The sequence below is a fragment of the Stenotrophomonas sp. CFBP8980 genome (genome assembly GCF_034046095.1).
Taxonomy (GTDB): domain Bacteria; phylum Pseudomonadota; class Gammaproteobacteria; order Xanthomonadales; family Xanthomonadaceae; genus Stenotrophomonas; species Stenotrophomonas lacuserhaii.
In genome coordinates this window covers 55,025-73,486 of the sequence record NZ_JAXCXF010000009.1, presented here as the reverse complement: position 1 = coordinate 73,486, position 18,462 = coordinate 55,025, and the positions used below count along the sequence as shown (strand labels likewise).

General features: G+C 67.3%; 22 protein-coding genes and 1 tRNA gene. 15 read left to right on the top strand and 8 right to left on the bottom strand.

Going from position 1 to position 18,462, the window contains the following annotated elements; genetic code table 11:
- The first annotated feature begins 83 nt into the window (after window positions 1-83).
- A complete protein-coding gene (locus SOM47_RS16440) occupies window positions 84-908 on the top strand; it encodes an AraC family transcriptional regulator (RefSeq protein WP_042613744.1) in 825 nt (274 codons plus the stop codon).
- Window positions 909-1,052: 144 nt separating this feature from the next.
- On the opposite strand, the gene SOM47_RS16435 is transcribed toward SOM47_RS16440, so the two are convergent.
- A complete protein-coding gene (locus tag SOM47_RS16435; protein WP_320506175.1) occupies window positions 1,053-2,009 on the bottom strand; it encodes a cation diffusion facilitator family transporter in 957 nt (318 codons plus the stop codon).
- Between the two features lie 207 nt (window positions 2,010-2,216).
- Between SOM47_RS16435 and SOM47_RS16430 the strand changes: the two genes are divergently transcribed.
- The 5 genes from SOM47_RS16430 to SOM47_RS16410 all read left to right on the top strand — a co-directional run bounded on the left by SOM47_RS16430 (window position 2,217) and on the right by SOM47_RS16410 (window position 7,671).
- Window positions 2,217-3,683, top strand: a complete 1,467-nt coding sequence (locus SOM47_RS16430; RefSeq protein WP_320506174.1) for a SulP family inorganic anion transporter — start codon at window positions 2,217-2,219, stop codon at window positions 3,681-3,683.
- Between the two features lie 154 nt (window positions 3,684-3,837).
- Entirely contained in the window at window positions 3,838-4,854 is a 1,017-nt protein-coding gene (dusA, locus tag SOM47_RS16425; protein ID WP_042613747.1) for a tRNA dihydrouridine(20/20a) synthase DusA, read from the top strand.
- A 210-nt stretch (window positions 4,855-5,064) separates the two neighbouring features.
- Window positions 5,065-5,466, top strand: a complete 402-nt coding sequence (locus tag SOM47_RS16420; RefSeq protein WP_042613748.1) for a hypothetical protein — start codon at window positions 5,065-5,067, stop codon at window positions 5,464-5,466.
- A 74-nt stretch (window positions 5,467-5,540) separates the two neighbouring features.
- A complete protein-coding gene (locus SOM47_RS16415; protein ID WP_004136763.1) occupies window positions 5,541-6,224 on the top strand; it encodes a response regulator transcription factor in 684 nt (227 codons plus the stop codon).
- A 22-nt stretch (window positions 6,225-6,246) separates the two neighbouring features.
- On the top strand, window positions 6,247-7,671 hold the full coding sequence (locus tag SOM47_RS16410; protein WP_320506173.1) for an ATP-binding protein: 1,425 nt from the start codon (window positions 6,247-6,249) through the stop codon (window positions 7,669-7,671).
- Window positions 7,672-7,748: 77 nt separating this feature from the next.
- Here the strand turns inward: SOM47_RS16410 and SOM47_RS16405 are convergent, their stop codons facing one another.
- Together SOM47_RS16405 and SOM47_RS16400 are read right to left on the bottom strand one after the other, a co-directional pair.
- Window positions 7,749-8,555, bottom strand: coding sequence for a zinc-dependent peptidase (locus SOM47_RS16405; RefSeq protein WP_042613749.1), 807 nt, complete (start codon window positions 8,553-8,555; stop codon window positions 7,749-7,751).
- Entirely contained in the window at window positions 8,522-8,800 is a 279-nt protein-coding gene (locus tag SOM47_RS16400) for a hypothetical protein (protein ID WP_042613750.1), read from the bottom strand. Before SOM47_RS16400 ends, SOM47_RS16405 begins: the two co-directional genes overlap by 34 nt.
- 131 nt (window positions 8,801-8,931) lie before the next feature.
- On the opposite strand from SOM47_RS16400, the gene birA reads away from it, so the two are divergent.
- From birA to SOM47_RS16380, 4 genes are all read left to right on the top strand, one after another.
- Window positions 8,932-9,897, top strand: coding sequence for a bifunctional biotin--[acetyl-CoA-carboxylase] ligase/biotin operon repressor BirA (birA, locus tag SOM47_RS16395; protein ID WP_042613751.1), 966 nt, complete (start codon window positions 8,932-8,934; stop codon window positions 9,895-9,897).
- Complete coding sequence (locus SOM47_RS16390) at window positions 9,894-10,634, top strand: type III pantothenate kinase (protein ID WP_042613752.1); 741 nt, start codon at window positions 9,894-9,896, stop codon at window positions 10,632-10,634. The genes birA and SOM47_RS16390 overlap by 4 nt, the downstream gene beginning before the upstream one ends.
- Before the next feature lie 9 nt (window positions 10,635-10,643).
- On the top strand, window positions 10,644-11,450 hold the full coding sequence (locus SOM47_RS16385; RefSeq protein ID WP_320506172.1) for an SPOR domain-containing protein: 807 nt from the start codon (window positions 10,644-10,646) through the stop codon (window positions 11,448-11,450).
- Window positions 11,451-11,495: 45 nt separating this feature from the next.
- Window positions 11,496-11,571: transfer RNA gene (locus SOM47_RS16380), tRNA-Thr, on the top strand.
- A 47-nt stretch (window positions 11,572-11,618) separates the two neighbouring features.
- Here the strand turns inward: SOM47_RS16380 and SOM47_RS16375 are convergent.
- The 4 genes from SOM47_RS16375 to SOM47_RS16360 form a co-directional block, all read right to left on the bottom strand.
- Window positions 11,619-12,155, bottom strand: a complete 537-nt coding sequence (locus tag SOM47_RS16375; protein WP_320506171.1) for a GTP-binding protein — start codon at window positions 12,153-12,155, stop codon at window positions 11,619-11,621.
- On the bottom strand, window positions 12,152-13,117 hold the full coding sequence (locus tag SOM47_RS16370; protein WP_320506170.1) for a hypothetical protein: 966 nt from the start codon (window positions 13,115-13,117) through the stop codon (window positions 12,152-12,154). The genes SOM47_RS16375 and SOM47_RS16370 overlap by 4 nt, the downstream gene beginning before the upstream one ends.
- Window positions 13,118-13,186: 69 nt before the next feature.
- Window positions 13,187-13,546 carry a roadblock/LC7 domain-containing protein gene (locus tag SOM47_RS16365; RefSeq protein WP_042613756.1) on the bottom strand — a complete coding sequence of 120 codons (360 nt, stop codon included), beginning with the start codon at window positions 13,544-13,546 and terminating at the stop codon, window positions 13,187-13,189.
- 75 nt (window positions 13,547-13,621) lie between these two features.
- Window positions 13,622-14,110 carry a roadblock/LC7 domain-containing protein gene (locus tag SOM47_RS16360; RefSeq protein ID WP_042613757.1) on the bottom strand — a complete coding sequence of 163 codons (489 nt, stop codon included), beginning with the start codon at window positions 14,108-14,110 and terminating at the stop codon, window positions 13,622-13,624.
- A 236-nt stretch (window positions 14,111-14,346) separates the two neighbouring features.
- Here SOM47_RS16360 and rocF point away from each other — a divergent pair, with 236 nt between their 5' ends.
- From rocF to SOM47_RS16340, 4 genes are all read left to right on the top strand, one after another.
- Window positions 14,347-15,264, top strand: coding sequence for an arginase (gene rocF / locus SOM47_RS16355; RefSeq protein ID WP_042613758.1), 918 nt, complete (start codon window positions 14,347-14,349; stop codon window positions 15,262-15,264).
- Between the two features lie 141 nt (window positions 15,265-15,405).
- Window positions 15,406-15,558: an entericidin A/B family lipoprotein gene (locus tag SOM47_RS16350; RefSeq protein ID WP_192084657.1), complete on the top strand. Its 153-nt coding sequence runs from the start codon at window positions 15,406-15,408 to the stop codon at window positions 15,556-15,558.
- Between the two features lie 66 nt (window positions 15,559-15,624).
- Window positions 15,625-15,762, top strand: a complete 138-nt coding sequence (locus SOM47_RS16345; RefSeq protein WP_042613760.1) for an entericidin A/B family lipoprotein — start codon at window positions 15,625-15,627, stop codon at window positions 15,760-15,762.
- A 185-nt stretch (window positions 15,763-15,947) separates the two neighbouring features.
- On the top strand, window positions 15,948-16,169 hold the full coding sequence (locus tag SOM47_RS16340) for a CsbD family protein (RefSeq protein ID WP_042613761.1): 222 nt from the start codon (window positions 15,948-15,950) through the stop codon (window positions 16,167-16,169).
- A gap of 65 nt (window positions 16,170-16,234) precedes the next feature.
- On the opposite strand, the gene SOM47_RS16335 is transcribed toward SOM47_RS16340, so the two are convergent.
- Entirely contained in the window at window positions 16,235-17,053 is an 819-nt protein-coding gene (locus SOM47_RS16335; protein ID WP_042613762.1) for a hypothetical protein, read from the bottom strand.
- 111 nt (window positions 17,054-17,164) lie between these two features.
- Here SOM47_RS16335 and SOM47_RS16330 point away from each other — a divergent pair, with 111 nt between their 5' ends.
- A complete protein-coding gene (locus SOM47_RS16330) occupies window positions 17,165-18,454 on the top strand; it encodes a tryptophan--tRNA ligase (protein ID WP_182656455.1) in 1,290 nt (429 codons plus the stop codon).
- Window positions 18,455-18,462: the final 8 nt, after the last annotated feature.

The following is an 18,462-nucleotide window of genomic DNA, read 5'->3' as shown; positions in this document are numbered from 1 at the left end:
GTTGGCCGGTGAGGTGTACTTTGCGCGCCTTGGCTGGACGTGTGGCAACATGGAGTCCGGAAAACTTGATGGATCGTCCAGCCATGCTCGATCGACTTGAATCCCTGCTCGACCGCTTCCCCGTCAGTGCGCGCCTGCTGCAGGGCGGCCAGATCAGTGGCCACTGGGCGCCGGCACAGGCCGCCAGCCAACCGCTGCTGCACCTGCTCAGCCAGGGCGGTGTCGAAGTGGTGGACCGCGATGGCACCCGCCTGCGCATCGACCAGCCCAGCGTGCTGTTGTACGCCCGCCCGCGCGAACATCATTTCAACGTCGATGACGGATTGCGGGTGCCGCTGGTGACCGCCGGGCTGCGTTTCGAAGCCGGCGAAGGCAGCCCGGTGGCCGATGCGTTGCCGAGCCCGGTCTGCCTGCCGCTGGCCGACCTGCTGGGCAGCAACGCGGTGCTCGGCGTGCTGTTCGAAGAAGCGTTCGCGCAGCGCTGCGGCCGCCAGGCGATGCTCGATCGTCTGTTCGAACTGGTGATCATCCAGGTGCTGCGCACGCTGATGGAAAACGGCCAGATCCAGGTCGGGCTGCTGGCCGGCATGGGCCATCCACGGCTGCGCCATGCGCTGGTGGCCATGCATGAGCAGCCGGCGGAAGAATGGTCGCTGCACGCGCTGGCCGAACGTGCCGGGATGTCACGCAGCGCTTTTGCCGAAGGCTTCCGCGAGGTGATCGGCAGTACCCCCGGGCAGTACCTGCAGGCGTGGCGGACCAGGCTGGTGCAGCAGGCGCTGCGTCGTGGCCAGCCGCTGAAGCGCATCGCCGGTGACGTGGGCTACGGCAGCGAAGCGGCGTTGTCGCGGGCGTTCAAGGCGCAGACCGGGCAGTCGCCGCGCGAGTGGAAGCAGGCTGCAAGGTAGCGCCGAGCCATGCTCGGCGAGCGCCCCGCGCGGTGCAGTTTGTCCCGCCGCGCACGGCTATGCCGGTCGTCCTGACCGGCACCCTGCGGGCCGCCGCGAGCGACGTTGGCAGCGGCTCCAGCCGCTGCCTTCGGCGCTACCGGGTCACACCGCCCATTCCAGGTCGGTGGTGAACATGATGGTCAGCCAGCGATCCGGCGATTCCTCGCCCAGCAGGTCGCCGATCTCATCGCGCAGCCGGTCCCATTCGGCCAGCGCGCGTGGCGGATCGTCGGCGCGCACCACGAAGAACAGTTCGATCTGCTCGCCGCGGCCCACCTGCGCCACGTAGCTGCGGTAGTCCAGGAAACCGTGCCGCGCCACCACATCGCGCGCCACCGTATCCACGTGGCTGCGCAGCTCCTGCGGTGCGACCAGCAGGATGCCCGCAAGCGCCTGGCGTACGGTTCCCAGCGGGGCCACCATCACGAACAGGCAGACCACCGCCAGGATGCCCGGATCGATGTACGGGCCGATCCAGTCCAGAGGGGTGCCGCGCACCAGCACGCCAGCGACAAAGGCCAGCAGGTAGCAGGCCGACATGCTGGCGGCGATGATCCAGTTCTTCGCATCCAGGGCGATGAAGTCCGAGCCGATGTGCCGGTTGGCACGCAGCACGAACGCGGCCAGCGCCCCTTCGGCCAGCAGCGAGATCACCCCGAAGGTGATGGCCGGGCCGAGCGCGATCAAGCGCCCGCCCGAGGTGAGCGCATCCACGGCGTTGACGAAGGCATACAGCGCCGCGCCGATCATCAGCGTCCCGCTGACCCCCAGTACGATCGGTTCCAGGTGCCAGAAGCCCATCGAAAAACGCTGGTTGAGCCGCGACTGCAGCGTATCGGTATTGGTCGATTGGGCGATGAGCCGGGCGACCAGCAGCGACAGCCAGGTCATGACCACGTCGATCAGGCCGTAGATGCCGTCGAAGATGATCAGCGAGGAGTTGGCGTACAGCCCGAAGCCCACGGCCATGGCCGCCATCACCAGGGTGCCGGCGATGGACAGGCGCAGCACGCCCTGTTCGGTGCGAGGATCGAAGAAGCGGGGGGCAACGGAAGCCATGCCGGGATTGTAGCCCCGCGCCCTGGTAGCGCCGAGCCATGCTCGGCGAGCGAAGCGGCGTGACGACCAACGGTAGTCACCCACCGAAGCACGACCAACAGCGTGACGGCCAGCGGCCGTCGCTACCTTGCCGCCGTCGCCTGCCGTAAACTTGCGCGCCTACCGCCGCTGCGTACCCGTGGCCCCCGGCGGTCATCAGGAATCCCCATGCAGACCCATTACCCACTGCGCCAGCAATGGCTCGGCAACGTCCGTGGCGACGTGCTGTCCGGCATCGTCGTTGCCCTCGCGCTGATCCCCGAAGCGATCGCGTTCTCGCTGATCGCCGGGGTCGACCCCAAGGTCGGCCTGTACGCCTCGTTCTCGATCGCGGTCATCACCGCCATCGCCGGCGGCCGCCCCGGCATGATCTCGGCCGCCACAGGTGCGATGGCGCTGGTGATGGTCGACCTGGTCAAGGACCACGGCCTGCAGTACCTGTTCGCCGCCACCATCCTGACCGGCCTGCTGCAGATGACCGCCGGCGCGCTGAAGCTCGGTTCGCTGATGCGCTTCGTCTCGCGCTCGGTCATCACCGGCTTCGTCAACGCACTGGCCATCCTGATCTTCATGGCCCAGCTGCCGGAGCTGGTCGGCCGCGGCCCGATGGTCTACCTGCTGTGTGCGGCGGCGCTGGCGATCATCTATCTGCTGCCGCGGATCACCCGCGCGGTGCCTTCGCCGTTGGTCGCGATCGGCATCCTCACTGCAGTGGTGATCGGCTTCGGCATCGAGGTACGGACCGTGGGCGACATGGGCCAACTGCCGGACAGCCTGCCGTCCTTCTTCCTGCCGGACGTGCCGCTGAACTGGGAGACGCTGCGCATCCTGCTGCCGGTGTCGGCCACCCTGGCGGTGGTGGGGCTGCTGGAATCGATGATGACCCTGCAGATCGTGGAGGACATCACCGAAACGCCGAGCGAACGCAACCGCGAGTGCGCCGGCCAGGGCCTGGCCAATACGGTGACCGGTTTCTTCGGCGGCATGGCCGGCTGCGCGATGATCGGCCAGTCGGTGATCAACGTCACCAGTGGCGGGCGTGGGCGCCTGTCCTGCCTGATCGCCGGCGCGCTGCTGCTGGTGCTGGTGGTGTACGGCAGCGACCTGGTACGGCAGATCCCGATGGCCGCCCTGGTGGCGGTGATGATCATGGTCAGCATCGGCACTTTCAGTTGGCGCTCGCTGCGCGACCTGCGCACGCATCCACGCAGTTCCTCGGCGGTGATGCTGCTGACCGTGGTGGTGACCGTGGCCACCCATGACCTGGCCAAGGGCGTGCTCAGCGGCGTACTGCTGTCGGCGTTGTTCTTCGCGCGCAAGGTCGGCGGCATGCTGGACGTGCAGCGCGACGAACCGCAGCCGGGCCTGCAGCGCTATGTGGTCAAAGGCCAGGTGTTCTTCGCCTCGGCCGGGCAGTTCGGCGCGGCCTTCGACTACCAGCACGTAGCACCGCAGGTGGTGATCGATCTGCAGCACGCGCATCTGTGGGACCTCACCGCGGTGGGCGCGCTGGAGCGCGCGGTGGAAAAGCTGCGCGCGCATGGCGCGGTGGTGGAGGTGGTGGGTCTGAACGCCGCCAGCGAAACGCTGATCGAGCGGGTAGGGCGCAAGGGCCCGACCGGCAGCGCGCATTGATCCCTGCCGGTAGTGACGGCCGCTGGCCGTCAAGCAGGTGGTCGGCGACGCCCGTTGGTCGTCACGCCCGTGCCCACCCGGACCATTCAGCCGACCGGTGTAAACTATTGATCATGCAGGCATTGCCTGCCGCCCCTGATTCTCCAGCGTCCCCATGACCCAGCCAACCGCCACCGCCGCGTCCCGCTACGCCGACTCCCTGCGCCTTTCCGTCGCCCCGATGATGGATTGGACGGACCGCCATTGCCGCGTGTTCCACCGGCTGCTGGCGCCCGGCGCGCGCCTGTACACGGAAATGGTGCACGCCAATGCGGTGATCCACGGTGATCGCCAGCGCCTGCTCGGCTTCGATCCGGCCGAAACGCCGCTGGCCCTGCAGTTGGGCGGCAGCGATCCGGCCCTGCTGGCGCAGGCCGCGCGCATTGCCCAGGACTGGGGCTATGACGAGGTCAACCTCAACTGCGGCTGCCCATCCGACCGTGTCCAGGCCGGCCGCTTCGGCGCCTGCCTGATGCGCGAACCGGCCCTGGTGGCCGACTGCGTAGCGGCGATGGTGGCCGCGGTGGATATCCCGGTCACGGTCAAATGCCGGCTCGGGGTGGACGATGACAACGACTACGAGGCCTTCGCTGCGTTTGTCGACCAGCAGGTCGCCGCCGGTGCACCGATGCTGGTGGTGCACGCGCGCAATGCCTGGCTGAAGGGCCTGTCGCCGAAGGAAAACCGCGAAGTGCCACCGCTGCGTTACGACTGGGCCTACCGGCTCAAGCAGGAGCGTCCGGAGCTGCCGGTGGTGCTCAACGGTGGATTGGCCAGCATCGAGGCGGTGCAGGCCCAGGGCGGCAAGGTGGACGGGGTGATGCTGGGCCGTGCGGCCTACCACGATCCCTACCTTCTGCATCAGCTGGAGGCGCTGCAGACCGGCGCCCCGTTGCAGGCACGGCAGGCGCTGCTGCGCGCGCTGCGTCCCTACGTGGAAGCGCGGCTGGCTGAAGGGTCGGCGCTCAAGCACATCACCCGGCACATCCTGGGCTTGTTCCACGGGCAACCGGGGGGCCGCGCGTTCCGCCAGATCCTCAGCGAGGGCGCACATCGCCCGGGCGCGGACTGGAGTCTGGTGGAGCAGGCCCTGTCAGCCACCGAACGCGATGGTGGGCGCGAAGCGGCCTGACGCGATGCGCGCAAGGGGCCGCAGACGGCCCCGAATGCTGTTAGTATGTTCACTTACCTGAATATAGACATCCGATCTTCAGGAAAGTTCAGACCGGATTCACTGGCAAAAGCCGAAATTTGCAAAAGATTTGTAAAGCCCCGGACCTCGCGTCCGGACGCGGACTTCACAATTTTTGAACGAATTGCCGGCCTCGGCTAGGATCCAACGATGTCCTCCCGTTCTTCCCCCTGCCAACTTGCCCTCGCCACGGTCGTGGTGCTGGTGGCGTTCGCGCCGCTGCACGCCGTCGCGCAGGCACCGATGCAGGGCCAGATGCAGCAGACCATGGCGCAGCGGGCGCAGATGCGGGAACGTCCTGAAGTGGTCATGCGGGGGTCCCAACGCGGTGATGAGCGCTCCCTGTCCGACGCCGTGCGGCGGGTGCAGCGATCCACCGGTGGACACATCCTGGGCGCAGAGCGGGTGCCGTTCGATGGGCGCGACATCAACCGCGTGAAATACATGGATGAGCGTGGCCGCGTCCGCTACATGGATGATCCCGTGCAGCAGCGTTCACAGGCTCGCCCGCCCCGATCGGATATGTCTTCACTACGCGGCGATAACCCCTGAACGGGGATTATTGTCGCATCACACCCGATTTCCACCGGCCCAACCGGCCGACCCCAGCACATTAGGGAGAGTTCATGCGTATCCTTCTGGTCGAAGACGAAGCCCCGCTGCGCGAGACCCTTGCAGCCCGGCTCAAGCGCGAAGGCTTTGCCGTCGACGCGGCGCAGGATGGCGAGGAAGGTCTGTACATGGGCCGCGAAGTGCCGTTCGACGTTGGCATCATCGATCTGGGCCTACCGAAGATGTCCGGCATGGAGCTGATCAAGGCGCTGCGCGACGAGGGCAAGAAGTTCCCGGTCCTGATCCTCACCGCCCGTTCCAGCTGGCAGGACAAGGTCGAAGGGCTCAAGCAGGGCGCCGACGATTACCTGGTCAAGCCGTTCCATGTCGAAGAGCTTCTGGCACGCGTCAATGCGCTGTTGCGCCGCGCTGCGGGCTGGAGCAAGCCGACCCTGGAATGCGGTCCGGTGGCACTGGACCTGGCGGCACAGACGGTCAGCGTGGCCGGCAGCAACGTCGACCTCACCAGCTATGAATACAAGGTGCTGGAATACCTGATGATGCATGCCGGTGAACTGGTCTCCAAGGCCGACCTCACCGAGCACATCTACCAGCAGGATTTCGACCGCGACTCGAACGTGCTGGAAGTGTTCATCGGCCGCCTGCGCAAGAAGCTGGATCCGGACGGTGAACTGAAGCCGATCGAGACCGTGCGCGGCCGCGGCTACCGTTTCGCGATCCCGCGCAACGAGGGCTGAGCCTGCTGCAGGCTAGAAGATGATGTCCGGCCGTCTGTGGTTCTTCCGACGCTGGCGGCCGCGCTCCCTGCAGGCGCGCCAGCTGCTGGCTGCGTCCGTGGGCCTGGTGGCCTTCCTGGCACTGGCCGGCTACGCGCTGGATGCGGCGTTCGCCGATACCGCGCGCGCCAACCTGCGCGAACGCCTGAAGAACTACGCCACGGCCTACGCTGCGGGCAGTGACTTCACCCGCGACCGCTCGCTGTACCTGCGCGAGCAGCCGCCGGATCCGCGCTTCGACGTGCCCGGCAGCGGCCTGTACCTGCAGGTCGTCACGCCGGACGGCAAGGTCAACTCGATGTCCGCCGAGGGCCCGATGCTGCCTACCCAGGGCGGCGGGCTGCTGGCACCGCGCCAGGAAATCTTCGAAGGCCCGCTGCCGATCATCCAGATCGACGGCAGCGAGGGCTCGGTCTACCGCTACGGCTTGGGCCTGGTGTGGGATGCCGACGCGGACCCGGCGACCGAATTTCCGTACACCATCTACGTGATGGAGGACTCCGGTGCACTGGGCGCGCAGCTGCGCGTGTTCCGCGGCCGGGTGTGGTTCTACCTGGGCGGCATCGGCCTGATCCTGCTGTTGTTGCAGACGGTCATCCTGCAGTGGAGCCTGCGCCCGATGCGCCGGGTGATCACCGAGCTGACCCGCGTGCAACGCGGAGAAAGCGAGCGCATGAGCGAACGCCATCCGCGCGAGCTGGAACCGCTGACCGACAGCATCAACGCCTTCATTGAAAGCGAGCGCGAAAACCTGGAGCGCCAGCGCAACACGCTGGCCGATCTGGCGCACAGCCTGAAGACCCCGATCGCCGTGCTGCGCACGCAGATGGACAGTGGATCCAGCAACGATGCGCTGCGCGAAGAACTGGACGTGCAGCTGCAGCGCATGAACAACCTGGTGTCTTACCAGCTGGCGCGCGCCGCGTCGTCCGGGCACAAGCTGTTCTCCGCGCCGCTGCCGATTGAATCCAATGCCGAAGAAATCGTGCGCGGGCTGGAAAAGGTCTATGCCTCCAAGGGCGTGCTGTGCGAGTTCGACATCGATCCGGGATCGCGCTTCCACGGTGAGCCGGGCGACCTGCAGGAACTGCTCGGCAACCTGCTGGAGAACGCGTTCAAGTGGGCCAACCGTCGCGTGCTGCTGACCGCGCAGCCGCAGCCGGCGCCGAACACGCGCCGCCCCGGCCTGCTGCTGGCGGTGGACGACGACGGCCCCGGTATCGCTCCGGAAGACATCGCCAAGGTGCTGCAGCGTGGCGTGCGTGGCGATGAGCGCGTGCAGGGCCACGGCATCGGCCTGTCGATCGTGCAGGACCTGATCAAGGATTACCGCGGTGAGCTGCTGGTGACGCGTTCTCCCGAACTGGGTGGCGCGCGCTTCGAAGTGCGGCTGCCGGCCGGCCCGTAAGCGCCGCGCGGGGCGCTACCACGGCGGCATCGCCGCATGATCTTCCGGTAGCGCCGAGCCATGCTCGGCGGAAGCCATCACCGCGCCACGTGCTCCAGCGCCGACAGTACCGGCGGCTCACCGTAAAACCGCCGCAGGTGCCCGGCCACGCTGGGCAGCGCCTCGGCCAACACGTCCGGTGCGGAGAAATGGTATTCACTGACCACCGCGAAGAACTCTTCCGGCGCCTCGGCCGCATACGGATCGATCAGCGTTTCCTCGCCCGCATCCACCTGCACGCAGAACGCATCGTAGGCGCGCTGGAAATCGGCCGCCCACTCGCGCTGCCAGGCACGCGGCAACGGCGGCGTGCCGTCGATTGCGCCATCCAGCGCATCGATCTTGTGCGCCATCTCGTGCACCGCCACGCAATAGCCATCGAACGGCGCCTGCAGGTCGGCCTGGATATCCGCCCAGGACAGGATCAACGGGCCGCTGTCCCAGCTCTCGCCGATCAGCTCGTCGTCCCACTCGTGCAGCACGCCGGCAGCATCCACATGGCTGCGCTGTACCCGGAACGCGTCCGGGTACAGGATCAGCTGCGACCAGCCACGCAGGCCGGCTTCACCCAGCCCCAGCAGCGGCAGGCAGCACACCGCCGCCAGCAGCACGATGTCTTCGTCGCGCAGCACCAGGTCGCCCAGCGGGCTGATGGTCTTTTCGTGCAGGAAGCGGGTCGCCAGCGTGCGCAGCGCATCCAGTCGATCGGCGGGCAGGCCCTGCAGCCACGGAATATCCCGGCAGGCCTGCTGCCACAGCGGTTCGGGAATGGGACGGGGGGCTGGCCGCAGCCAGCGCGACAACGCCTGGATCAGCGGAACATACCCGGCAGGAAGCTGTGCCACTTCGGCGCGCGCAGGCGCTGCAGCACGTCATCGTCGCCACCGCCGCCGCCACTGCTGGTGGCCTGGGCAGGCACCGGCTTGGGCGTGCTGGGCACCCCGGCGGCAGCACTGCGTGCGGTCGGCGGGCGTTCGGCATCGGGCGTGGAATAGACACAGTCACCGCGCCCTTCACTGGCCATCACGGTAGACGCGGTGGCAAGCAGCGGGGCCATCAACAGGACCAGGCAATGGGCAGAACAGCGCATCGACGACATCCGTGGTTAAGGGCGAGTGAGTTCCCGATTCTAGCCCGAATCAGGCCGCCTATTGGAAGCCCCGCCGGGCAGGGGCAATTCCTTTGCCGCATACTTTCCCTGTTTATCTGACGGAAGCTGCCGTGGACGACCGCGAACTGCTGGCAAAACTGGCCGCCGGACCCCTGTCCGGTGATGCCCTGGCGCGCGAGCTGGGCCAGACCCGGGCGGCCATCTGGAAACGCATTCAAGGACTTAGGACAGCCGGCGTGGCGATTGAAGGCCGCGCCGGTGATGGCTACACGCTGTCCCAGGCGGTCGACCTGCTGGATGCGGGCCGCATCCGCGCCGCGCTGCCTGCCACGGCCGATGCGCTGCTGGACGATCTGCGGGTGGTCTGGAGCACGGTATCCACCAACACCGAATTGCTGCGCTGCAGCGCTCCCGAGCGCGGCAGTCGCGTCATGCTGGCCGAGCGCCAGACCGGTGGCCGCGGCCGTCGTGGGCGCGACTGGGCCTCCCCGCTGGCCGCGCATATCTACCTTTCGTTGCTGCGCGGCTTCGCCGGTGGGTTGGCCCAGCTGGGCGGGCTGAGCCTGGTGGCGGGCGTGGCGGTGGCCGAGGCCCTTCGCGGGCTCGGTCATGCCCAGGTGCAGTTGAAATGGCCCAACGATCTGGTGGTGGATGGCCACAAGCTGGGCGGCCTGCTGGTGGAAGGCGGCGGTGAGTTCGCCGGCCCGGCGCGCGCGGTGATCGGCATCGGCCTCAACGTACACATGCCGCCAGCGTTCGCTGAACGCATCGACCAGCCGTGGACCGACCTGGACCAGGTGGCGGGCGAGCCGGTGCAGCGCAACGAGGTGGCAACAGCGGTGCTGGCCGCGCTGCTGCCCGCGCTGGAACAATTCGAAGCCGAGGGCCTGGCCCCGTTCCTGCCGCGCTATGCCGCCCTGGACAGCCTGGCCGGACGCGAGGTGCGGGTGGAACTCGGTGGCGCCTGGCAGGACGGCCGCGCGCTGGGGCTGGCCGAAGACGGCGCGTTGCGGGTGGAAATCGAAGGCCGCGAGCAGCCTGTGCACGCCGGCGAAGTGAGCGTGAGGGCACGATGAGCGACTGGTTGTTCGACCTGGGAAATTCCCGCTTCAAGTATGCCCCGTTGCTGGGCGACCGTGCCGGCGAGGTGCAGGCATGGACGCATGGCGCCGAAGACCTGCGCGGCGAAGCATTGCGCACGCTGCCGCAGGGCGGCACCGCCTACGTGGCCAGCGTGGCCGCCGCCGGACTGACCGCCACCATGCTGGAGATCCTGCGCATGCGCTTCCAGCACGTGCATGTGGCCCGCACCGAAGCGGCGTTCGCCGATGTGCGCATCGCTTATGCCACGCCCGCGCGCTTCGGCGTGGATCGTTTCCTGGCCCTGCTGGCAGCCGCGCGCACGCAGCGCCACGTGCTGGTGGCTGGCGTCGGCACCGCGTTGACCATCGACCTGCTGGACGCCCACGGCCAGCACCACGGGGGTCGCATCGCGGCCTCTCCGACCACCATGCGCGAAGCCCTGCATGCGCGCGCGGCGCAGTTGCCGGCCAGTGGCGGGCACTACCGCGAGTTCGCCGATGACACCGATGATGCGCTGGCTTCCGGCTGCGACGGCGCGGCGATCGCACTGATCGAACGCAGCCGTGAGCAGGCAAGGCAGCGGCTGCAGGCACCGGTGGACCTGCTGCTGCATGGCGGCGGCGCACCGGCGCTGTTGCCGCAGCTACCGGCCGATGCGGGCCACCAGCCGCTGCTGGTGCTCGATGGGCTGGCACGCTGGGCCGTTCACCTGCCGACGGCGACAGGCTAGGATCGGCAGATGCTGACCCGTGCCCTGATCGTGTTCCTCGTGTTGCTCAACGTGAGCGTCGCCCTGTGGTGGATGCTGCGCGGTGAGCCGGTTGTGCCGGATGTGAAGCCACCTTCCGGCGTGGCCGAACTGCAGTTGGTGGATGCGGCCGCCCCGGTGACGGCGCCCTCGCCGACGGCGTCCACCGCGCCGCTGACCGATACCACGCCCACCGCTGCCGAACCTGCCGCGGCGGTGGCCGCGTCACCGTCCGCCGAAGCGCCCGTCGTGGCCGAAGCGCGTCCTGCCCCGGTGGCAGCCGCGGCGGTGGCACCGCCTGCACCCGCGCCGGAAACCGTGCCCGCCCCCGCAGCGCCCGAGCGTTGCGTCGCGCTGGGTCCGTTCGCGGACCAGGCCGCCGCCCAAGGCGCCCTGGCCAAGGTCGGTGCGGCACTGACCCGAACGCGCCTGCGCGAACAATCAACGCCCGGCGCGACCTCGCGCTACCGGGTGATGATGCCGCCGGCAGAGAACCGCGAAGCGGCCCAGGCCACCGTGCAGCGGATCATCGCCGCCGGCCTGAGCGACTACTACGTGATTGGCCAGGGACCTGACGCCAACGCCATCGCGCTGGGCCAGTACCGCAATCGCGAAGGGGCCGAGCGCCGGCTGGCGGCACTGCGCGCGGCCGGATTCCAGGCCCAGCTCAGTGGTGGCGAAGGCGCCTCCACGTGGTGGCTGCAGGGCGCGCTGGCCGATGGCAAGACCGATCCCGGCCTGCGCCAGCGCAGCGGGGCGGCGCAACAGCGCTCGCTGGACTGCGCTGGTCTGCGGTAGAATCGCCGTGCTTCGCGGCCTGGCCACGAACGCGTCGTACCCCGTGCCGCTTTAGCTCAGTTGGTAGAGCAACTGTCTTGTAAACAGTAGGTCATCCGTTCGATTCGGATAAGCGGCACCATCTTTCAATGCCCAGCCGCCGCCTCCGCAGGCGACGGCGCACCGTGATCAGGAATCGGCGTAGCGGTGCGACAGCAGCGAGCGCACCAGGAAGGTCACCTGCGCGGCCGAGCGTGCATCAACGCGCAGGACCGGAATGCGGAAGCCGGCAGCAAACAGGGCATCGCGCACGGTGGGAATCAACAGCTGCGGGTGCTCGTCGGTGCGGGTGACGCCGACCGCCAGGCTGGCATCGGGCGCGATCCGGGAAAACTCCTGCAGCAGTTCCAGCGTGGTGGCGACCGGGTCGGGTGATCCGGCGCTGACCAGCACGATCACCCCGAGCGCGCCTTCGCACACCATCGGCCACATGAAATCCAGGTAGCGCTGTCCCGGCACGCCGTACAGGTGTAGCAGTTCGCCGTCGTCCAGTTCGATCGAGCTGTAATCCAGCGCCACCGTGGTTTCCACCTTGTCGGCGGTGGCGTCCTCGCTCAGCGGCATTTCAGTGCTGATCGGTTCGACATCGGAAATCGCGCGCACCGCGGTGGTCTTGCCCGCGCCCATGCCGCCGACGAACACCAGTTTGTTGGCCAGACCGCTCATGCGCGACCCGCCTGCAGGTCCAGTCCGAATCGTCGTGCGACCCAGGTCAGGAACCGTGAGTCGCGAAGGCCCGCGGGGCGCGCTGATGGGGGCACGGCGTTCTCCTGGTGCTTGGCAAGGCCGCTGCTGGCAGCAGCCGAGAAAAGGAATTGCACGGTATCGTGCGGCAATCCGCTGGCTGCGGCCAGCGCGGTGCTGGTCCACGACGCGGCGTGCAGGCGTGCGATGGGCAGCAGCCAGCTGGCGGGCACGTCGCGGTGGTCCAGGTCGGGCCAATGCAGCAGCTGCAGGGAGGTGCCCGCGGCGACCGCCGGCAGCAGCTGCGGGCGATGACGCGCGATGCAGAAATACAGCGATTCGAACGAATGGCGGCGCGGCAGCAGGTACACGTACTGATGCTGGAAGATGTCCATGTCCAGCGGCGTCGACGACCAGGTGAGGTCATCCAGCAGCGGCACGATCTCCGACAGGGACGCACCAACCGGCAACGCAAGGCTGCGCGTTGCGGTATCCACCACCACGCGCGTAGCGCCGCGCTGCAGCAGGTACAGGCTGGCATCATCGGCCGACTGCATCGCGCGCAGCAGCAGCGGCGTGCCCTGCGGCGTCGCACGATCCGGCGCCTGGTCAGCCGCCTCGGCCGTGCCGCCCAGCAGCGCAGCCAGTTCCTGGTTGATGTCACGCACGCTGGCGCCGTGCGGCAGCACGCCCGTCGCAGCCGTTGCGCCACGCACGATGCGCAGCGTCGCCACGCCCTGGGTGCGTGCCTGCTGCTGCAGGACGGCCATGGCCGACGGATCGCCACCCACCACCAGCAGCTCGGCCTGCTCGCCGTTCCACGGCTGCAGATGGATATCCATGCGTTCGGCCAGCAACAGCGAGCAGGCCAGTTTCAGCCGGGTAGCGTGCAGCAGGTCCAGCCCGGCGTGGGCGACCCGGAAATGTCGTATCGGTGTGTTCATGGGCGGTCAGTGCAGGTCGCCCGCCACGCCCGCGTCAGGCAACGACGGCGGGCGTGGGGCGAGCGCGGCTCAGCTGAAGTCCAGCGTCTTTTCGAAGGACTTCAGTTCGTGACGCGCCATCGCCAGGTTCGAACGGCTGCGGTCCAGCGCCACGTACAGGAACAGCATCGGGTTGCTTTCCAGCGGGCGGATCAGGTGGTACTGCGTGCTCAGCGTGATCAGGATGTCTTCCAGCGTGTCCGACAGGCCCAGCTGCTGGGCGACGCGACGCTTGGCGCGTACCACTTCGGTATTGCCGGCCGCAGCCAGTTCCAGATTGATGTCGCCGCCACCGGTCATGGCCAACGCCATGCCGCTGTCGCTGTCGACGAGCGCCGCACCGACGAAGCCGGCGAGCGTATTGAGGTTTTCCAGGTTGAGCTTAGACACAGTCGTCCTTTCTTGGGTCGTGCAGAGGGAAACAGGCCAGCAAGGCCTGCAAGGTGAAAAACGGAGGCGGTACGGTCAGGCAGCGCGGGTGCGCAGCGCGGTTTCCAGCTTGGCGGCGCATTCGCGCGCATGGAACAGCAGCACGGCCAGGTTGACCTCCACCGCCGCGACGGCGGTGAGCGTCATCGGCTTGTCCGCGTTGACGCGGATGAGCACGACGTTGCCTTGGCGGGTGCACACGGTGGCGTGTTCGGCTTCGCTGAGCGACAACTCGCGCGATACCGTTTCACCCAGCGTGAGGAAGGAGTTGGCCATCGCGGCCAAGCGACGACCGTCTACGCCCAGCACCGAATCCTCGGCCACCGCGCGGCCATCGGCGGTGGACAGCAGCAGCAGGGTCAGGCCCGGCTCGCGTTCGCGCGCCTGGCGAAAGATGTGTTCGATACGGGACGCATCGTAAAGATGGCGCGCGGGCAGGCTTTCGCCGGTCGCGCTGCGAACGATCTGGTTGATGGCACTGCGCTGCACTGGTTTCCCCCTGGAACCTGGGTCGGTACGACCCATGGCGATGCTTTTCTATCAACCGCGGAGGGTTGAAAGTGTGAACCGTAGCACAGTATATCTGACCGTTTTCCTAATGGATCTTCACCTTGCGGGCGTGTCAAGTGTTTGACGGCCATGGAATTCCATCGCCCCAGATCGGTGGGCCGCAGACGTCGGGCATCGCGCCTGCTGCACCGCCGCGAGTACACCCGGGGCGCGCTGGCTAGACTGCTTCTTTTGTCCAGAACGAGGTTTCCATGTCGCATCAACCCGTCTCGCTGATTGGCGTGCCTACCGATATCGGGGCCGGTGATCGCGGTGCACGCCTGGGCCCCGAAGCCCTGCGCATTGCCGGCCTGGCCGAAGCACTGATCGCCCGCGGCGTGGACGTGCGTGACCTGGGCAACCTGGATGGACCGCGCAACCCGTGGACCGCGCCGGTGCAGGGCTACCGGCATCTGGACGAGGTGGTGGAATGGAACCGCGTGCTGATGGAGGCCAGCCTGGCCGAGCTGCGCGCCGGTCGAATGCCGATCATGCTCGGCGGTGACCATTGCCTGGGCGTCGGTTCGGTTACCGCCGTGGCGCGCTGGTGCCGCGAACAGGGCAAGCAGCTGCGCCTGTTGTGGCTGGACGCGCACTCGGATTTCAACACCAGCGATGTCACTCCGTCCGGCAACGTCCACGGCATGCCGGTGGCCTGCCTGTGCGGGCTTGGTCCGGATGCACTGACCCGGCTCGGCGGTGATGCCCCGGCGATTCTGCCTTCGCAGGTGCGCCAGATCGGCATCCGCTCGGTGGATCCGGAAGAGAAACGGCTGATCAAGACCCACCGCGTGGACGTGTATGACATGCGCTACATCGACGAGGCCGGCATGAAGCGCACCATGGAAGCCGCACTCGCCGGAATCGACGACAACACCCACCTGCACGTCAGCTTCGACGTCGATTTCCTCGACCCCAGCATCGCCCCCGGGGTGGGCACGACAGTGCCGGGCGGGGTGAACTACCGCGAGGCGCAGCTGGTGATGGAGATGATCGCCGACAGCGGGCGCATGGGGTCGCTGGACATCGTCGAACTCAACCCGCTGCTGGACAACCAGAACTCTACTGCGAAGCTGGCGGTGGACCTGGTGGAGAGCCTGTTCGGGAAGTCCACGCTGATGCGCGATTGAGGTCCAGTTGCGGCGTCCCGCTGGCCCACATGAACCGATCAACTGCTCGTTCACACTCGCTCCACGCGCCGCGCGCCAGATTGCACTTCACGCGGCACGCCCGGGTCGTTCCGGGCGCCGTGACCTGAGAAGGAGAAGTCGATGAAACGCATTCTTTCCGTACTGTTGCTGGCGCTGTGTGCTGCTGGTTCGCTGACTGCCTGCAATACCGTTGCCGGAGCTGGCAAGGACATGCAGGGAGCAGGCGAGGCCGTCCACGACACGGCGCAGGACTGCAAAGACGGCAAGTGCTGATCAACGGCTTTCCCGCCGTCTGCACCGCGGCCGCGGTGGTTTTTTAAATCAAACTGGAGAGTCCCTATGAAGCGTGTAATTTCCCTGATGCTGCTGTCGATGTTCTCGGTCGCCATGCTGGCCGGCTGCAATACCGTTGCCGGTGCCGGCAAGGACGTGCAGGGTGCTGGCGAGAAGGTCGAAGACGCCGCCCGCGGCAACTGATCCGCGCAAGCGTTTCAGTGATGAAAGGCCGGGATTTCCCGGCCTTTTTTGTTTCGGTGCGGCGACGGAGTCCGTTCAACGAGGTGAGCATACGTTTCATCTTTGCTTGACTGCCCCCCAACGTTCGATGCGGCATTCTGCAGGTGCGGTAACACATGACGCACTTCATCAAGAGGCCAACGCACATGAACAAAGACATCATTTCCGGCAAGTGGACCCAGCTCAAGGGCAAGGCCCAGGTGCAGTGGGGCAAGCTTACCGATGACGACTTCGATGTTGCCGAAGGTAACGCGGAGTACTTGGCCGGCCGCGTGCAGGAACGTTACGGCATCGCCCGCGACGAAGCTGACAGGCAGGTCAAGGAGTTCGATTCCTCGCTGCGCAAGGACTACCCGGACTTCAAGTAAGTCGGGCGGTTGAAACCGGTAGAAAACGGGCCTTCGCGGCCCGTTTTTTTATGGGTGATCCAGGCTCAGCGTCGCGGTGGGTCGGGCACGTACTGATCGGGGAATGCCTGCGGCCCGCGCTCGGTGACCCGCGCGGGACGATCGATAACGATCCCACGCGCGCGCAGGTTGCGCGCACTGTCGTAGCGAAGCTGGGTAACCTGGGCCGGGTCGGCCGTGGCGCGCTCGAAGGCGGTGTTGCGGACCGATGAGGCCTCGCGTTCGCCATGTCCCGTGCCCAGCCGTTGCGCCGGCGCCGGCGTGGATTCGGCCATCACCCGTGACTCACTCTTGGCGGCATCCTGGGTCGCGGCCGGGGCAGGCGCCGCGCGGCGCGGCGGCGTGGCCGGCCGATGCTCCCAGCGCACGGCATTGGCTTCGTTGAACACCGCGATGCCGACCACGCCCAGGTTGTCACCGCGTCCGGTAAGTTCGGCATAACTGTCGCGCGGGCTGCTGAAGACGAACTGCGCCACTTCATCGTTGGACTTCCGCCAGCCGGCGATGTCGGTGGTCTGCCAGGGGTTGAGCACGTAGCCGGTCTGGTCGGGAGTGGCCTGCTCGCCGCTGACCGCGTTGATGCCATCCACCGACAGCACCACCAGCACGCGCTGTGGGCTGGCATTGCGCAGGCGCACGCTGTACCGGTGTCCACGCTCGCCCGGTGTCCAGCGTTGGCCGTCGTGCGCGTACTGCGGCAGCAGCCCGCCGGTCTCGCGGTCCAGCAGGGTCAGGAACACGGGTCCACCCGCTATCCGCGAGGAGGGTGGGGTGATCATCGGCGGCGCCGGCCTGAAGCCGGCCAGCAGGGCAACGCTCAACAGGGGCAGCAACAGGCGCTTCATCCGGGTTCTCCATGGCGGGGTCCTCAGCTCAAACGCCCGAACAGGGCCGACGGGGTTGCGCCAGCAAGGGTAAACTGCAGCCGTTCACCGAAGGTTTCCCATCGAGCAGTCATGACCACCCGAGTCCTTACCGGCATCACCCCCTCCGGCACCCCGCACCTGGGCAACTATGTCGGCGCCATCCGCCCCGCCATTGCGGCCAGCCGTGCACAGGGCATCGAGAGCTTCTTCTTCCTGGCCGACCTGCACAGCCTGATCAAGGCGCAGGAGCCGGCGCGCACCCAGCGTTCCACGCTGGAAATCGCCGCCAGCTGGCTGGCCTGCGGGCTGGATCCGGAACAGGTGTGGTTCTACCGGCAGAGCGACATCCCGGAAACCAACGAACTGATGTGGTTCCTGACCGTGGTCGCCAGCAAGGGCATCCTCAACCGTGCGCATGCCTACAAGGCGGCAATCGACAAGAACGAGGCCGAGGGGCTGGACCCGGACGCCGGCGTGAGCGCCGGGCTGTTCATGTACCCGGTGCTGATGGCCGCCGACATCCTGATCTTCAAGGCCAACCGGGTGCCGGTGGGACGTGACCAGATCCAGCACATCGAGATGGCACGCGACTTCGGCCAGCGCTTCAATCATGTCTACGGCAAGGAGTACTTCCCGCTGCCGGAGGTGGTGATCGACGAGCAGGTCGCTACGCTGGCAGGCCTGGATGGCCGCAAGATGAGCAAGAGCTACAGCAACACCATTCCGTTGTTCGCCCCGCGCGAAGAGCTGAAAAAGCTGGTGTTCTCCATCCTGACCGATTCGCGTGCGCCGGGTGAGCCGAAGGATACCGAAGGCTCGGCCCTGTTCCAGATGTACCAGGCGTTCGCCACGCCGGAACAGACCGCCGGCTTTGCCAGGGCCTTCGCCGAGGGCATCGGCTGGGGCGATGCCAAGCAGCAGTTGTTCGAGCGCATCGATGCCGAACTGTCGCCGCTGCGCGAGCGCTACGAAGCGCTGATGGCCGAACCGGAGAAGATCGAAGCGCTGCTGCGCCGGCGTGGCCAGCAGTTGCGCGAACAGTACGCGGTGCCGCTGCTGAAGGAGCTGCGCCATGCGGTAGGCCTGCGCGACCTGGCCGACGTGCCGAAGGCCGCCGCGGCCGAACTGGCCCGCAGCGCGCCGCCGGTGTTCAAGCAGTACCGCGAGAAGGACGGCCGGTTCTACTTCAAGCTCACCGACGGCGAAGGCACGTTGCTGGTGCAGAGTGCGGGCTTTGATTCACCGCGCGACGCCGGGCAGCTGATCGCCGTGCTCAAGCAGGCCGAGCAGGGCGATGCGCTGCAGAGCGAACTGTTTACGCTGGAAGCCGAAGTGGACGCCGTGCTGGCCGCGCTGGCAACCCTGCGCGACGCCGGATAACGCACGCG

Coding starts and splice junctions, on each gene's coding strand:
- SOM47_RS16440 (WP_042613744.1), top strand. CDS start 84: ATGCTCGATCGACTTGAATCCCTGCTCGACCGCTTCCCCGTCAGTGCG.
- SOM47_RS16435 (WP_320506175.1), bottom strand. CDS start 2,009: ATGGCTTCCGTTGCCCCCCGCTTCTTCGATCCTCGCACCGAACAGGGC.
- SOM47_RS16430 (WP_320506174.1), top strand. CDS start 2,217: ATGCAGACCCATTACCCACTGCGCCAGCAATGGCTCGGCAACGTCCGT.
- dusA (WP_042613747.1), top strand. CDS start 3,838: ATGACCCAGCCAACCGCCACCGCCGCGTCCCGCTACGCCGACTCCCTG.
- SOM47_RS16420 (WP_042613748.1), top strand. CDS start 5,065: ATGTCCTCCCGTTCTTCCCCCTGCCAACTTGCCCTCGCCACGGTCGTG.
- SOM47_RS16415 (WP_004136763.1), top strand. CDS start 5,541: ATGCGTATCCTTCTGGTCGAAGACGAAGCCCCGCTGCGCGAGACCCTT.
- SOM47_RS16410 (WP_320506173.1), top strand. CDS start 6,247: ATGTCCGGCCGTCTGTGGTTCTTCCGACGCTGGCGGCCGCGCTCCCTG.
- SOM47_RS16400 (WP_042613750.1), bottom strand. CDS start 8,800: ATGCGCTGTTCTGCCCATTGCCTGGTCCTGTTGATGGCCCCGCTGCTT.
- SOM47_RS16390 (WP_042613752.1), top strand. CDS start 9,894: ATGAGCGACTGGTTGTTCGACCTGGGAAATTCCCGCTTCAAGTATGCC.
- SOM47_RS16385 (WP_320506172.1), top strand. CDS start 10,644: ATGCTGACCCGTGCCCTGATCGTGTTCCTCGTGTTGCTCAACGTGAGC.
- SOM47_RS16375 (WP_320506171.1), bottom strand. CDS start 12,155: ATGAGCGGTCTGGCCAACAAACTGGTGTTCGTCGGCGGCATGGGCGCG.
- SOM47_RS16370 (WP_320506170.1), bottom strand. CDS start 13,117: ATGAACACACCGATACGACATTTCCGGGTCGCCCACGCCGGGCTGGAC.
- SOM47_RS16360 (WP_042613757.1), bottom strand. CDS start 14,110: ATGGGTCGTACCGACCCAGGTTCCAGGGGGAAACCAGTGCAGCGCAGT.
- rocF (WP_042613758.1), top strand. CDS start 14,347: ATGTCGCATCAACCCGTCTCGCTGATTGGCGTGCCTACCGATATCGGG.
- SOM47_RS16350 (WP_192084657.1), top strand. CDS start 15,406: ATGAAACGCATTCTTTCCGTACTGTTGCTGGCGCTGTGTGCTGCTGGT.
- SOM47_RS16345 (WP_042613760.1), top strand. CDS start 15,625: ATGAAGCGTGTAATTTCCCTGATGCTGCTGTCGATGTTCTCGGTCGCC.
- SOM47_RS16340 (WP_042613761.1), top strand. CDS start 15,948: ATGAACAAAGACATCATTTCCGGCAAGTGGACCCAGCTCAAGGGCAAG.
- SOM47_RS16335 (WP_042613762.1), bottom strand. CDS start 17,053: ATGAAGCGCCTGTTGCTGCCCCTGTTGAGCGTTGCCCTGCTGGCCGGC.
- SOM47_RS16330 (WP_182656455.1), top strand. CDS start 17,165: ATGACCACCCGAGTCCTTACCGGCATCACCCCCTCCGGCACCCCGCAC.